Origin of the sequence: Dactylosporangium sp. NPDC000555, from assembly GCF_040300025.1 — a bacterium.
Taxonomy (GTDB): Bacteria; Actinomycetota; Actinomycetes; order Mycobacteriales; family Micromonosporaceae; genus Dactylosporangium.
Map to the genome: position 1 here is coordinate 1 of NZ_JBEPDB010000099.1, position 12650 is coordinate 12650.

The 12650-nt window shown below is 73.1% G+C and carries 16 protein-coding genes; 13 read left to right on the forward strand and 3 right to left on the reverse strand.

The window, feature by feature from the left end:
* On the reverse strand, positions 1-221 hold a 221-nt coding region (locus ABT297_RS37290; protein WP_350557292.1), incomplete at its 3' end, for an SDR family NAD(P)-dependent oxidoreductase.
* Positions 196-1347: an acetyl-CoA C-acetyltransferase gene (locus ABT297_RS37295; protein ID WP_350557293.1), complete on the reverse strand. Its 1152-nt coding sequence runs from the start codon at positions 1345-1347 to the stop codon at positions 196-198. The genes ABT297_RS37290 and ABT297_RS37295, both read right to left, overlap by 26 nt.
* 45 nt (positions 1348-1392) lie before the next feature.
* On the opposite strand from ABT297_RS37295, the gene ABT297_RS37300 reads away from it, so the two are divergent.
* Genes ABT297_RS37300 through ABT297_RS37320 form a run of 5 tightly spaced genes read left to right on the forward strand, consistent with a single transcriptional unit; the run spans position 1393 to position 6331 of the window.
* On the forward strand, positions 1393-2898 hold the full coding sequence (locus tag ABT297_RS37300) for a FadD3 family acyl-CoA ligase (protein WP_350557294.1): 1506 nt from the start codon (positions 1393-1395) through the stop codon (positions 2896-2898).
* A complete protein-coding gene (locus ABT297_RS37305) occupies positions 2895-3575 on the forward strand; it encodes an SDR family NAD(P)-dependent oxidoreductase (RefSeq protein WP_350557295.1) in 681 nt (226 codons plus the stop codon). Before ABT297_RS37300 ends, ABT297_RS37305 begins: the two co-directional genes overlap by 4 nt.
* The gene (locus tag ABT297_RS37310; protein WP_502885708.1) at positions 3572-4789 is read left to right on the forward strand and encodes an acetyl-CoA C-acetyltransferase; all 1218 of its coding nucleotides are present in this window, start codon (positions 3572-3574) and stop codon (positions 4787-4789) included. The genes ABT297_RS37305 and ABT297_RS37310 overlap by 4 nt, the downstream gene beginning before the upstream one ends.
* A 29-nt stretch (positions 4790-4818) precedes the next feature.
* A complete protein-coding gene (locus ABT297_RS37315) occupies positions 4819-5688 on the forward strand; it encodes an SDR family NAD(P)-dependent oxidoreductase (RefSeq protein ID WP_350557297.1) in 870 nt (289 codons plus the stop codon).
* 52 nt (positions 5689-5740) lie between these two features.
* Positions 5741-6331 carry an SMI1/KNR4 family protein gene (locus ABT297_RS37320; RefSeq protein WP_350557298.1) on the forward strand — a complete coding sequence of 197 codons (591 nt, stop codon included), beginning with the start codon at positions 5741-5743 and terminating at the stop codon, positions 6329-6331.
* Here the strand turns inward: ABT297_RS37320 and ABT297_RS37325 are convergent.
* Positions 6273-6860 (reverse strand): TetR/AcrR family transcriptional regulator, encoded by a 588-nt coding sequence (locus tag ABT297_RS37325; RefSeq protein WP_350557299.1) that lies wholly within the window; start codon positions 6858-6860, stop codon positions 6273-6275. The genes ABT297_RS37320 and ABT297_RS37325 overlap by 59 nt on opposite strands.
* A gap of 153 nt (positions 6861-7013) precedes the next feature.
* Here ABT297_RS37325 and ABT297_RS37330 point away from each other — a divergent pair, with 153 nt between their 5' ends.
* From ABT297_RS37330 to ABT297_RS37365, 8 genes are read left to right on the forward strand one after another with little or no spacing between them, the layout of a single operon-like run.
* Positions 7014-7871, forward strand: a complete 858-nt coding sequence (locus tag ABT297_RS37330; RefSeq protein WP_350557300.1) for a CoA transferase subunit A — start codon at positions 7014-7016, stop codon at positions 7869-7871.
* Between the two features lie 29 nt (positions 7872-7900).
* On the forward strand, positions 7901-8653 hold the full coding sequence (locus tag ABT297_RS37335) for a CoA-transferase subunit beta (protein ID WP_350557301.1): 753 nt from the start codon (positions 7901-7903) through the stop codon (positions 8651-8653).
* Complete coding sequence (locus ABT297_RS37340) at positions 8650-9702, forward strand: NAD(P)H-dependent flavin oxidoreductase (protein WP_350557302.1); 1053 nt, start codon at positions 8650-8652, stop codon at positions 9700-9702. The genes ABT297_RS37335 and ABT297_RS37340 overlap by 4 nt, the downstream gene beginning before the upstream one ends.
* Positions 9702-10334, forward strand: coding sequence for a gamma carbonic anhydrase family protein (locus ABT297_RS37345; protein WP_350557303.1), 633 nt, complete (start codon positions 9702-9704; stop codon positions 10332-10334). Before ABT297_RS37340 ends, ABT297_RS37345 begins: the two co-directional genes overlap by 1 nt.
* Before the next feature lie 4 nt (positions 10335-10338).
* The gene (locus tag ABT297_RS37350) at positions 10339-11091 is read left to right on the forward strand and encodes an SDR family oxidoreductase (RefSeq protein WP_350557304.1); all 753 of its coding nucleotides are present in this window, start codon (positions 10339-10341) and stop codon (positions 11089-11091) included.
* 14 nt (positions 11092-11105) lie between these two features.
* Positions 11106-11531, forward strand: a complete 426-nt coding sequence (locus ABT297_RS37355; protein ID WP_350557305.1) for an FAS1-like dehydratase domain-containing protein — start codon at positions 11106-11108, stop codon at positions 11529-11531.
* Positions 11528-11914 (forward strand): MaoC/PaaZ C-terminal domain-containing protein, encoded by a 387-nt coding sequence (locus ABT297_RS37360; protein WP_350557306.1) that lies wholly within the window; start codon positions 11528-11530, stop codon positions 11912-11914. Before ABT297_RS37355 ends, ABT297_RS37360 begins: the two co-directional genes overlap by 4 nt.
* Positions 11911-12645 (forward strand): enoyl-CoA hydratase family protein, encoded by a 735-nt coding sequence (locus ABT297_RS37365; protein ID WP_350557307.1) that lies wholly within the window; start codon positions 11911-11913, stop codon positions 12643-12645. The genes ABT297_RS37360 and ABT297_RS37365 overlap by 4 nt, the downstream gene beginning before the upstream one ends.
* The last annotated feature ends 5 nt before the right edge of the window (positions 12646-12650 follow it).

The following is a 12650-nucleotide window of genomic DNA, read 5'->3' on the forward strand; positions in this document are numbered from 1 at the left end:
GCCGCCACCGCCGCCCGGACGAGCCCGGCCGCCTCCTCCGGCTCGCGCACGTCGGCGCGGTGGAACGCCACCCCGCCGGGCAGGTCGCCGGGGTCGCGGCGGCCGCAGACCAGCACGCGGTACCCGGCGCCGGCCAGGCGCGCCGCGATGGCCCGCCCGATGCCCCGGGTCCCGCCGGTCACCAGGGCCGCGGGCTCAGAGTCGTTCGATGATGGTGACATTGGCCGTACCCCCGCCCTCGCACATGGTCTGCAGGCCGAAGCGCCCGCCGATCGTCTCCAGCTCGTGCAGGAGCGTCGTCATGAGCCGGGCCCCGGTCGCGCCGAGCGGGTGGCCCAGCGCCACGGCGCCGCCGTTGACGTTGACCCGCGCCGGGTCCGCGCCGGTCTCGGCCAGCCAGGACAGCACCACCGGTACGAATGCCTCATTGATCTCGACGAGGTCGATGTCGCCGATCGCCAGCCCGGCCCGCTCCAGCGCGCGCTGGGTGGCCGGAATCGGCCCGGTGAGCATGAAGACCGGGTCGTCGGCGAGCACCGACAGGTGGTGGACGCGGGCCCGGGGGCGCAGGCCGTGCTCGCGCACCGCGCGGGGCGAGGCGACCAGCAGCGCCGCGGCGCCGTCGGAGATCTGGCTGGCCAGCGCCGCGGTGACGACCCCATCCGGAGTGAGCGTCGGCAGGCCGGCCATCTTCTCCAGGGTGCTGTCGCGGCGGGGGCCCTCGTCGCGGGCGACCCCCGCGATCGGCTCGATCTCCCGCTCGAAGCGCCCGGCGTCGATCGCCGCGGCCGCGCGGCGGTGGCTCTCCAGGGCGTAGCGCTCCATCTCCTCGCGGGTCAGCGACCACTTGCGCGCGATGAGCTCGGCCGCGCGGAACTGGCTGATCTCCTGCTCGCCGTAGCGGGCCAGCCAGCCGGCCGAGCCGCGGAACGGGTCGTCGAAGCCGTACGCCTGCCCGGCCAGCATCGCCGCGGAGATGGGGATCGCGCTCATGTTCTGCACGCCGCCGGCCACGACCAGATCGGCCGTGCCCGACATGACCGCCTGGGCGGCGAAGTGCACCGCCTGCTGTGACGAGCCGCACTGCCGGTCCACGGTGACCCCGGGCACGTGCTCGGGCAGGCCGGCGGCGAGCCAGCTGGTGCGGGCGATGTTGCCGGCCTGCGGCCCGAGCGCGTCGACGCAGCCGAAGATCACGTCGTCGACCGCGGCCGGGTCGATGCCCGAACGCCGCACCAGCGCGCCGAGCACGTGCGCGCCGAGGTCGGCCGGGTGAATGCCGGCCAGCCCGCCGCCGCGTCTGCCGACCGGAGTGCGGACTGCCTCGACCAGGTATGCCTCCGTCATGGCTAGACCTTACCAAGCGAGCGCTTGGTTGGTAAGGTGCCACCCATGCAACCGTTGGACGCCCGTACGATCCCCGATCTGGTCCGGGCCGGCGCCGTGCACTACCGCACCCGCGAGGCGATCGTCGACGGCCAGGTGCGGCTGACCTACGCCGAGCTCGGCGCGCAGGTGGCGCGCTTCGCCGAGGCCGTCGCCGCGCGGGGCGTGGCCAAGGGCGACCGCGTCGCGCTGTGGGCGCCCAACGGCTGGCGGTGGATCGTCGCCGCCCTCGGCATCGTCTCAGCCGGGGGCGTGCTCGTACCGCTGAACACGCGATTCAAGGGCCCCGAGGCCGCCTACATCCTCGCCCGCAGCGGCGCCCGGCTGCTGCTCGTCGACGATGGCTTCCTCGGCAACCGCTACATCGAGTCGCTGACCGAGGCCGCCGCCGAGACCCCAATGCCCGACCTGGCCGAGACCGTGCCGTTCGCCGACTGGGACGCCTTCACCACCGTCGGCCGGCCGGTCGACGCCGTGGTCCAGCCCGAGGACCTCTCGGACCTGTTCTTCACCAGCGGTACCACGGGCAACCCCAAGGGCGCGATGCTCACCCACCGGCAGAGCACCGAGCTGTACGCCGCCTGGAGCGAGCTCGCCGACCTGCGCGAGGGGGACCGGTACCTGCTGGTCAACCCGTGCTTCAACACCTTCGGCTACAAGGCCGGCGTCATCGCCTGCCTGCTGCGCGGCGCCACCATCGTGCCGCAGGCTGTCTTCGACGTTCCCACCAGCCTCGAGCTCGTGCAGCGCGAGCGGATCACCGTGCTGCCCGGCCCGCCGACGCTGTACACCTCGATGCTCGACCACCCCGGCCGCGCCGGCTACGACCTGTCGAGCCTGCGCGTCGCGATCACCGGCGCCACGACCGTACCGGTGGTGATGATCGAGCGGCTGCGCTCCGAGCTCGCGCTGCGGACCGTGCTCACCGCCTACGGGCTCACCGAGTCGTGCGGTACCGCCACCATGTGCCGCCCCGACGACGACCCGGTCACGGTCGCCTCGACCTGCGGCGCCGCGTTGCCCGGCGTCGAGGTCCGGGTGGACGACGCGACCGGCGAGATCCTGGTCCGCGGCTACAACGTGATGCGGGGGTACTTCGCCGACCCGCACGGCACCGCCGAGGCGATCGACACCGACGGGTGGCTGCACACCGGCGACGTCGGCGTGCTCGACGAGCGCGGCTATCTGCGCATCACCGACCGGCTCAAGGACATGTTCATCGTCGGCGGGTTCAACGCCTACCCGGCCGAGATCGAGCAGGTCATCGCCCGGCATCCGGCCGTGGCCGAGGTCGCCGTCGTCGGCGTGCCCGACGAGCGCCTCGGCGAGGTCGCCCGCGCGTTCGTGGTGGCCCGCCCCGGGCCGCCGCCCGATCCGGACGAGCTGGCGTCGTACTGCCGCACCCGGCTGGCCAACTACAAGCAGCCGCGGTCGTTCGTGCTGGTGCCCTCCCTGCCGCGCAACGCCAGCGGCAAGGTGCTCAAGACCACGCTGCGGGCAGGTGCGCGATGAGCCTCGGATTCTCACCCGGCGACACCGTCCTCGTCACCGGCGGCGCCAGCGGCATCGGGGCGGCGACCGCCGCGCTCGCCGCCGGGGCCGGGCTGCGCGTGGTCGTCTGGGACCTCGCACCGACCCCCGGCGGGTCTGTCGTGGACGTGCGCGACCCGGACGCCGTCGCGGCCGCGCTCGCCGCCGCCGGGCCGGTGCGCTACCTGGTCAACAACGCCGGCCCGGCCAGCGGCGGCCCGCCGCTGCCGTTCACCGACGGCCTGGCGTTCACCGCCGGCAGCGTCGAGCTGGTTACGTCGGCGTGGCTGGCCACCGGGCCGCCCGACGGCGCGGCCGTGGTCAACATCGCCTCCGTCGCCGGCAACCTCGTCGGCACCGACTCGCCGTGGTACTCGGCCGGCAAGGCGGCGATCGCGGGGTACACCCGCCATCTGGCCACCCGCGCGGCGCCGCGGGTGCGCGCCAACGCCGTCGCTCCTGGCTTCATCGACACGCCGCGCATGGCCGGCTTCGCCGAAACCCCGCTCGGCCGCTCGCTCATCGAGCGCAACCCGATGCGCCGCGCCGGACGTCCCGAGGACGTCGCCGCGGCCGTGCTGTTCCTGCTGTCCCCGTCCGCCGCCTACGTCAACGGGGTACTGCTGCCGGTCGACGGCGGCTGGACCGTCTCGCAGTGAAAGGGGTGTCCCGCTTGGACGCCGTCATCGTCTCCGCTGTGCGCTCGCCGATCGGCCGGGCCTACAAGGGTTCCCTCGCCGGCGTGCGCGCCGACGACCTCGCCGCGCAGGTCGTCGGCAAGGCCCTCGCCCGGGTGCCCGCCCTCGACCCCACCACCCTCGACGACATCCTCATGGGCTGCGCGCAGCCGGCCGGCGAGCAGGGGTACAACCTCGGCCGCCAGGTCGCGATGCACCTCGGCCTCGACATGGTGCCCGGCACCACCGTCCAGCGCTACTGCGCCTCCTCGCTGCAGGCGATCCGGATGGCCTTCCACGCCATCCGGGCGGGGGAGGGGCACGCGTTCATCGCCGCCGGCGCCGAGGTCGTCTCGCACTACCCGGCCGGCAAGTCCGACGGCATGCCCGACACCCGCAACCCGCGCTGGCCCGAGCGCGGCTCCACGCCGACGGCGATGCCATGGCGCGACCCGCGTGAGGCCGGTGAGCTGCCCGACGTGTACATCGCCATGGGCGACACCGCGGAGAACGTCGCCTCGCTGTGCGGCATCACCCGCCGCGAGCAGGACGAGTTCGCGGTGCGCAGCCAGAACAACGCGGAGAAGGCGCAGGCCGACGGCTTCTGGGAGCTCGACATCACCCCGGTCACCCTGCCCGACGGCACGGTGGTGAGCCGCGACGACGGCCCCCGCGCCGGCGTGACGCTGGAGAAGATCGCCGCTCTGCAGCCGGCCTTCCGGCCCGACGGCACCGTCACCGCCGCCAACTGCTGCCCGCTCAACGACGGCGCCGCGGCCGTCGTGGTGATGAGCGCCGCCCGCGCCCGGGAGCTGGGCCTGACGCCGCTGGCGCGGATCGTGGCCACCGGCGTGTCCGCGCTGAGCCCCGAGATCATGGGCCTCGGCCCCGTGGAGGCGAGCCGGCGGGCCCTGGCGCACGCCGGCATGTCCATCGGCGATGTCGACCTCATCGAGATCAACGAGGCGTTCGCGGCACAGGTGATCCCGTCGGTCCGCCAGCTCGGCGCCGACCCCGAGCGGGTCAACGTGCACGGCGGCGCGATCGCCGTCGGGCACCCGTTCGGCATGACCGGGGCGCGCATCGCCACCACGCTGCTCAACGGACTCGTCCACCGCGACGCGCAGATCGGCCTCGAGACCATGTGCACCGCCGGCGGCCAGGGCATGGCCATGATCGTGGAGCGTCTCTCATGACCGGTCCGGAGCGAAGCGGAGGTGACGGCATGACGAATGTCACTGGTTTCCTCGACGGCAAGGCGGTCGTCGTCACCGGCGCCGGCCGCGGGCTCGGCGCCGCCTACGCCCGGCTCGCCGCGGCCGAGGGCGCGGCGGTCGTGGTCAACGACGTCGACGCCGACCTCGCCGGCGCGGTCGTCGCCGAGATCCGCGCAGCCGGCGGCCGGGCCGAGGCCGCCGCGGGTTCGGTGGCCACCTGGGAGGGCGCCGGCGCGATCATCGGCGCCTGCGTGGACGCGTTCGGCGCCGTCGACGGCCTCGTGAACAACGCCGGCATCTTCGGCCTCGCGCACCCGAGCGAGCAGGACCCGGCCGACTTCCGCGCGATCCTGGAGGTCAACGTCCTGGGCAGCGCCTACTGCGGCCTGCACGCCATCCGCGCGATGCTGCCCCGCGGCACCGGCTCGATCGTCAACGTGACCTCCGGCGCGCACGCCGGTTCGGCCGCGATGGGCGCCTACGGGGCGAGCAAGGGGGCGGTGGCCTCGCTGACCTACTGCTGGGCCGCCGACCTGGAGGGCACCGGCGTGCGCGTCAACGCGGTCTCCCCGAACGCGCACACCCGGATGGCGGACGTCTACGAGGCGTACCTGGGCGACGCCGCCCGGGGCCAGAACGTCGACAAGTCGCCGGACCGCAACGCCCCGGCGGTCGTCTACCTGCTCTCCGACGCCTCGGCGGGCCTGCACGGCCAGGTGGTCCGCCTTGACGGCGACGAGCTGTCGATGATGGCCCATCCCACCGTCCAGGGCACCGGCACCCATGACCCGTCCTGGACCGTCGGCGCGGTGGCCGCCGCCTTCGCCGCCGGGAAGGTCGGGCCCCTGAGCCCGGTCGGCCTGCACCGCGCCGGCTGAGGCCAAACCGCGCCGCGCGGAGCGAGCGGTCGGGCTGGTACGGTCCGCAACCATGCGTGCCGACCCGCTCGACCGCCTGCTGGCCGCCTACCCGCCGCTGCGCCCGGCGCCGCAGCGCGACTGGGCGGCGTTCGAGGAGCGCTTCGGCCACCGGCTGCCGGCCGACTACAAGGCCTTCGTCGACGCGTACGGGCACGCCCGGTTCGGGGAGTTCCTCACCGTGTACGTGCCCGATGGCGTGTCGCAGTTCGTGGAGCTGGACACCCAGCGTGCCTTCGCCGGGCTGAAGGCCGAGTACCTGCTGGAGACCGAGGGTGAGCTGGTGGGCACGCCGGACCTGCCCGTGCACCCGCGGGAGCTGCTGCCCGTCGCGGGCACCGCGCACGGCAACTCGGTCTACTGGCACGCCTCGCCCGGCGCGGCGCCGGACGCGTGGACGATCGCCGTGGACCAGGCCCGCGGCGGCGCCTGGTCCCTGTTCGACGGCGGCATCGTGGCCTTCCTGGTCGCCGTGTTCGTCGACGGGCTGCGCGTGACGGCGTTCCCCGACCGCGTCGACGGCCGGGAAACGCCGGACGCGAGCGTCAGTGGCGGGACAGGCCGTCCAGGAACAGCGACGTGCACTCCTCCGCCAGGCGGGTGATCGGGTAGGCCGCCGTCGGCTTGAACCAGCGCACCGACAACCACACGGCGTCACGCATCAGCCGGTAGAGGATCTTGGGGTCGAGGTCGTCGCGGATCACACCCTGGGCGATGCCGGCCTCGAGGACCTGCAGCCAGGTGGCCTGGACCTCCTTGCCGGCGTTGCGCAGGTATCCGAAACGCTCGATCTGTGTCAGGTAGTTGACATCGTTCTGGTAGATCTCGGTGGCATGAGGGTGTGCCTCGACCACCTCGAGCGACGCCACGATGAGGTCGTGCAGCCGGGCCCGAGGGTCGGTGTCCGCGGCCATCACCCGCTTGTACCGCGTGCGCAGGTCGTCCAGGTACGAGGTGACGATCTCGTCGACCATCGCCTCCTTCGACTCGAAGTGGTGGTACAGGCTGCCCGAGAGGATGCCGACCTCGTCGGCGATCTCGCGCACCGTGGTGGCCGCCACGCCCTTGTTGGCGAACAGCGCCGCCGCGCTGGCGAGAATCCGCTCGCGTCGGTCCCCAGATTCCCGCGCCATTCCGTGTCCTTTGCAGTGAAGGAGGTGTATCCCGCCGACTCAAGCACGGAGTGTACCGATTCGGTGAGAAACCGAGTGTAGCGTAATCAAGCAAGCGCTTGGTACGGTCGTGGGGCATGTCAGCCTGCGACAGTAAGGCGGCCGATTAGAGCAATGGCAAACAAACAGATGTCCCCAGACGAGGTCGTGGCCCGGCTGCGATCCGGCATGACCATCGGGATCGGCGGGTGGGGGTCGCGGCGCAAGCCCATGGCCCTGGTCCGGGCGATCCTGCGTTCCGACCTGACCGACCTGACCATCGTCACCTACGGCGGCCCCGACGTCGGCCTGCTGCTGGCCGCGAAGAAGGTCCGGCACCTGGTGTACGGGTTTGTGTCGCTCGACACGATACCGCTCGAGCCGCACTTCCGCGCGGCCCGGCAGTCGGGCGCGGTCGAGGTCACCGAGTACGACGAGGGCATGCTGCGCCTGGGGCTGTACGCGGCCGCCTGCCGGCTGCCGTTCCTGCCCAGCCGCGCCGGGCTCGGCTCCGACGTGCTGCGGATCAACCCGGCGCTGCGGACCGTCGCCTCGCCCTACGGCGGCGAGGAGCTGCTGGCGGTGCCGGCGCTGCACCTCGACGCGGCGCTGGTGCACCTCAACCGCGCCGACGTGTACGGCAACGCGCAGTACCTGGGCGCCGACCCGTACTTCGACGACCTGTACTGCACCGCCGCCGAGCAGGCGTACGTCTCGGTCGAGCGGATCGTGCCCACCGCCGAGCTGACCCGGCAGGCGCCGGTACAGAGCCTGCTGCTGCAGCGGTGGATGGTGCACGGCGTGGTGGAGGCCCCCGGCGGCGCGCACTTCACCTCGTGCGAACCGGACTACGACCGCGACGAGGCGTTCCAGCGCGAGTACGCGGCGGCGGCCGCCGACCCGCAGCTGTGGTCGGCCTTCTACGACCGCTACCTCAACGGCGACGACGACGCCTACCGCGCCGCCGTGCAGCAGCGGGAGGTGGCGGCGTGAGCGATACGGAGCGAAGCGGAGGTGTTGGTGTGACAGATGTGACCCGCGCCGAGGTGTGTGTCGTCGCCTGCGCCGAGGCGTGGCGCGGCGACGGCGAGATCCTGGCCAGCCCGATCGGCATCGTGCCGGTCATCGCCGCCCGGCTGGCCCGCGCCACGTTCGAGCCCGACCTGCTGCTGTCCGACGGCGAGGCGATGCTGGCCCAGGGCACGTGGGCGATCGGCGCGCCGCCGCCGGTGATCGAAGGCTGGATCCCCTTCCGTGCCGTGTTCGACCTGATCTACGGCGGGCGCCGGCACGTCATGATGGGCCCGAGCCAGATCGACCGCTACGGCAACACGAACATCTCGGCGATCGGCGACTTCGCCCGCCCGACCCGGCAGCTGCTCGGCGTGCGCGGTGCGCCCGGCAACACCGTCCACCACCCGACGAGCTACTGGGTGCCGCGCCACGGCAAGCGCTCGTTCGTGGCGGCCGTCGACATGGTCAGCGGCGTCGGCTACGACCGGGCGGCGGCGGTGCCCGAGGCCGGCCGCTTCCACGAGGTGCGCCGGGTGGTGAGCAACCTGGGCGTGTTCGACTTCGCCACCGAGGACCACCGCATGCGGCTGGTGTCGGTCCACCCGGGCGTGACGGTCGCCGAGGTGCTGGACGCCACGGATTTCGACCTGGTCGTACCGGCCGAGGTGCCCGAGACCCGTGAGCCGACCGAGGACGAGCTGAGGCTGATCCGCGAGGTGATCGACCCCAACGGTGTGCGCGCCAAAGAGGTGGCCGGGTGACTTCCGGGGCCTTGCGCACGCCGATCTGCGACCTGTTCGGGATCAAGTACCCGATCGTGCAGACCGGCATGGGCTGGGTCTCCGACGCCCGGCTCACCGCCGCCACGGCCGACGCGGGCGGGCTGGGCATCCTCGCCAGCGCCACGTTGTCGTACGACGAGCTGGCCACCGCGATCGCCGACGTAAAGGCTCGCACCGACCGGCCGTTCGGGGTCAACCTGCGCGCCGACGCGCCCGACGCCGCCCGCCGGGCCGACCTGCTCATTCGTGAGGGGGTGCGGGTCGCCTCGTTCGCGCTCGCGCCCAAGCCCGAGCTCATCGACAAGCTGAAGTCCGCCGGGGTGGTCGTGGTGCCCTCCGTCGGCGCCCGCCGGCACGCCGAGAAGGTCGCCGCCTGGGGCGTCGACGCCGTGGTCGTGCAGGGCGGCGAGGGCGGCGGCCACACCGGCCCGGTGCCCACGTCGCTGCTGCTGCCGCAGGTCGTCGACGCCGTGGACATTCCGGTCATCGCGGCCGGCGGCTACTATGACGGCCGTGGCCTGGTCGCCGCGCTCGCCTACGGCGCGGCCGGGATCGCCATGGGCACCCGGTTCCTGCTCACCGCCGACAGCCCGATCGCCGAGGACGTCAAGCGGCGCTACCTCGCCGCCTCGGTCACCGGCACGGTCGTCACCGACGCGCTCGACGGCGTGCCCCAGCGGGTGCTGCGCACGCCGTTCGTCGACGCGCTCGCCGGGCGGGCGTCCGGGCGGCGGCTGGCGAACGCGATCGGCAACGCCCGGGCGTTCCGCAAGCTGTCCGGCCGGTCGTGGCTGTCGCTGCTGCGCGAGGGGCGCGCGATGCGCGGTCACGGGCTGCGCTACGACCAGGTGCTGCTCGCGGCCAACACGCCGATGCTCATCCGCGCGGCGATGGTCGAGGGCCGCGCGGACGCCGGGGTGATGGCCAGCGGCCAGGTGGCGGGGCTGATCGAGGACCTGCCCAGCTGCGCCGAGCTGATCGAGCGGATCGTCGCGGAGGCCGCCGCCGTGCTGAAACGGCTCGCCTGATGCCCGCGTACTCCATCGAGGGCGTCATCCCGGTCGTGCATTCCACCGCGTACGTGCACCCCACCGCCGTGCTCATCGGCGATGTGCACGTCGGCGCCGGCTGCTACGTCGGGCCGCTGGCGAGCCTGCGCGCCGACTTCGGCCGCATCGTCATGCTGGAGGGGTCCAACCTGCAGGACTCCTGCGTCTTCCACACCTTCCCGGACACGACCGCGGTGCTCGGCCGCGCCGGCCACGTCGGGCACGGCGCGATCCTGCACGGCTGCCGCACCGGCGCGGGCGTGCTCATCGGCATGAACGCCGTCGTGATGGACGGCGCGGAGATCGGCGAGGAGGCGTTCGTCGGTGCGCACGCGTTCGTGAAGGCCGGGTTCGTGGTGCCGCCGCGCACCCTCGCCGCCGGGTCGCCGGCCCGCGTCGTGCGCGAGCTGACCGAGCAGGAGCTCGCGTGGAAGGCCAACGGCACCCGGGTGTACCAGGAGCTGGCCGTGCGCAGCCGGGAGACGCTGCGCGAGGTCTCGCCGCTGGCCGAGGCCGAGGCGGAGCGTCCGCGGCTGTCCACTTCGGCGGCGACGGCGGCACCGCTCGACACTGTCCGTGCTAGTCAACCAAACAAGCGCTTGGTAGAGTGACGCCATGGTGAGCAAACCTCCCGCCCACGGCCTGCTCGCGGGCCGCACGGTGCTCGTGACCGCCGCTGCCGGCACCGGCATCGGCTTCGCGACCGCGCAGCGGTGCGTCGAGGAGGGCGCGACCGTCGCGATCAGCGACCGGCACGAGCGGCGCCTGGCCGAGGCCGCCGAGCGCCTCGGCGTGCTCGCGGTGCCGTGCGACGTCACTGACGAGGCCCAGGTACAGCACCTCTTCGACACCGTCACCGACCGGCTCGGCGGCCTCGACGTGCTCGTCAACAACGCCGGGCTCGGCGGCACCGCCAACATCGTCGACATGACCGACGAGCAGTGGCGCTCGGTGCTCGACGTGACCCTCACCGGCACCTTCCGCTGCACCCGGGCGGCGCTGCGGCACATGATGCCGCGCGGCCGGGGCGCGGTGGTCAACAACGCCTCGGTCATCGGCTGGCGGGCGCAGGAGGGGCAGGCGCACTACGCCGCGGCCAAGGCCGGGGTCATGGCGCTCACCCGCGTCTCCGCCATCGAGGCGGCCAAGGCCGGAGTGCGGGTCAACGCCGTGGCGCCGAGCCTGGCGATGCACCCGCACCTCGCCAAGGTCACCACCGACGAACTGCTCGACGAGCTCGCCCGGCGCGAGGCGTTCGGCCGGCCCGCCGAGCCGTGGGAGGTGGCCAACGTGATCGTCTTCCTGGCCAGCGACTACAGCTCGTACATGACCGGCGAGGTCGTCTCCGTCAGCAGCCAGCACCCGTAGTTTGGAGCTACCGCATGGTCGACGACAGTGCCGCCGGCGTGACCGGCGAGCCGTTCACCCTCGACGTCGAGCGCGGCAAGATCCGCGAGTTCGCGCGGGCAACCCGCTCGGCGAACCCGGCCTACCTGGAGGCGGAGGATCCGGTGGTACCGCCGACGTTCCTCACCACCGCGTTCTTCTGGCAGTCCGGGGCGAGCGACCCGTGGGAGGCCGTGGCCATGGACCAGCACAAGGGCCTGCACGCCGAGCAGGAGTACGTCTTCCACGGCCCCCCGCCGCGCGCCGGCACTCGGCTGACCGGACGGTCCCGCATCGAGTCGGTGACCCGCAAGGAGGGCCGCTCCGGCCCGCTCGCGTTCGCCGTCATGGTGACCGAGTTCCACGACGAGACCGGCCGGCTCGTCGCCACCGCCCGCCTGACCGGTGTGGAGACGACATGACGTTTGTCATTGGACCCCTGACGCGCACCGACCTCGTGCGCTACCAGGGCGCCTCGGGCGACTTCAACCCGATCCACCACGACGAGGGCTTCGCCCGCGAGGCCGGGCTGCCCGCGCCGCTGTCGCTGGGCATGCTCCAGGCCGGGCTCCTGGCGACCTGGGCCACCGACCGGTTCGGCGCCGAGAACGTGCGCGCCTTCCGGGTCCGCTTCGCCGCCCGGGTCTTTCCCGGCGACACCGTCACCTGCGACGGCGAAGTCACCGCCCGGCGCACCGGCGCGGACGGCGAGGCACTGCTCGACATCGAGATGACCTGCACGAAACAGGACGGAACCGTCGCCGTGTACGGCTGGGCGACCTTCGCGACAGATGAGGACGAATGATCGAGTCCACATTGGACGACCACGGCGTCGCCGAGATCGTCATGAACAACCCGCCAGTCAACGCGCTGCCCGTCAAGGGCTGGTTCGACCTCGCCGCGGCGCTGGACGCCGCCGGCGCCGACCCGGCGGTGCGAGCCGTCGTCCTGCGCGCCGAGGGCCGCGGCTTCAACGCCGGCGTCGACATCAAGGAGCTGCAGGCCGCCCGCGACTTCGGCGCGCTCGTCGGGGTCAACCGCGGCTGCGCCGCCGCCTTCACCGCGGTCTACGACTGCCCGGTGCCGGTGATCATCGCCGTGAACGGCTTCTGCCTCGGCGGCGGCATCGGCCTGTGCGGCAACGCCGACATCATCATCGCCGCCGACGACGCCACGTTCGGGCTGCCGGAGGTCGACCGGGGCGCGCTCGGCGCGGCCACCCACCTGTCCCGGCTGGTGCCGCAGCACAAGATGCGCGCCATGATGTACACCTCCGCCACCGCGACCGCGGCCGAGCTGCACGCGTTCGGCTCGGTGCTGCGCGTCGTGCCCCGCGACGAGCTGCGCGCGGCCGCCCTCGAGGTCGCGCACGACATCGCGACCAAGAACCCGGCCGTCATCCGCGCCGCCAAGGAGTCGCTCAACGGCATCGACCCCTGGGACCCGAAGCGCAGCTACCGCTACGAGCAGGGCTTCACCTTCGAGCTCAACCTCACCGGCGTCGCCGACCGCGTCCGGGACGAGTTCGGCCGGTGATGGTG

Excerpts from the sequence above, each read along its gene's own strand:
- ABT297_RS37295 (WP_350557293.1), bottom strand. The coding sequence starts at position 1,347 with ATGACGGAGGCATACCTGGTCGAGGCAGTCCGCACTCCGGTCGGCAGA.
- ABT297_RS37300 (WP_350557294.1), top strand. The coding sequence starts at position 1,393 with ATGCAACCGTTGGACGCCCGTACGATCCCCGATCTGGTCCGGGCCGGC.
- ABT297_RS37305 (WP_350557295.1), top strand. The coding sequence starts at position 2,895 with ATGAGCCTCGGATTCTCACCCGGCGACACCGTCCTCGTCACCGGCGGC.
- ABT297_RS37315 (WP_350557297.1), top strand. The coding sequence starts at position 4,819 with ATGACGAATGTCACTGGTTTCCTCGACGGCAAGGCGGTCGTCGTCACC.
- ABT297_RS37320 (WP_350557298.1), top strand. The coding sequence starts at position 5,741 with ATGCGTGCCGACCCGCTCGACCGCCTGCTGGCCGCCTACCCGCCGCTG.
- ABT297_RS37325 (WP_350557299.1), bottom strand. The coding sequence starts at position 6,860 with ATGGCGCGGGAATCTGGGGACCGACGCGAGCGGATTCTCGCCAGCGCG.
- ABT297_RS37330 (WP_350557300.1), top strand. The coding sequence starts at position 7,014 with ATGGCAAACAAACAGATGTCCCCAGACGAGGTCGTGGCCCGGCTGCGA.
- ABT297_RS37345 (WP_350557303.1), top strand. The coding sequence starts at position 9,702 with ATGCCCGCGTACTCCATCGAGGGCGTCATCCCGGTCGTGCATTCCACC.
- ABT297_RS37350 (WP_350557304.1), top strand. The coding sequence starts at position 10,339 with ATGGTGAGCAAACCTCCCGCCCACGGCCTGCTCGCGGGCCGCACGGTG.
- ABT297_RS37355 (WP_350557305.1), top strand. The coding sequence starts at position 11,106 with ATGGTCGACGACAGTGCCGCCGGCGTGACCGGCGAGCCGTTCACCCTC.
- ABT297_RS37360 (WP_350557306.1), top strand. The coding sequence starts at position 11,528 with ATGACGTTTGTCATTGGACCCCTGACGCGCACCGACCTCGTGCGCTAC.
- ABT297_RS37365 (WP_350557307.1), top strand. The coding sequence starts at position 11,911 with ATGATCGAGTCCACATTGGACGACCACGGCGTCGCCGAGATCGTCATG.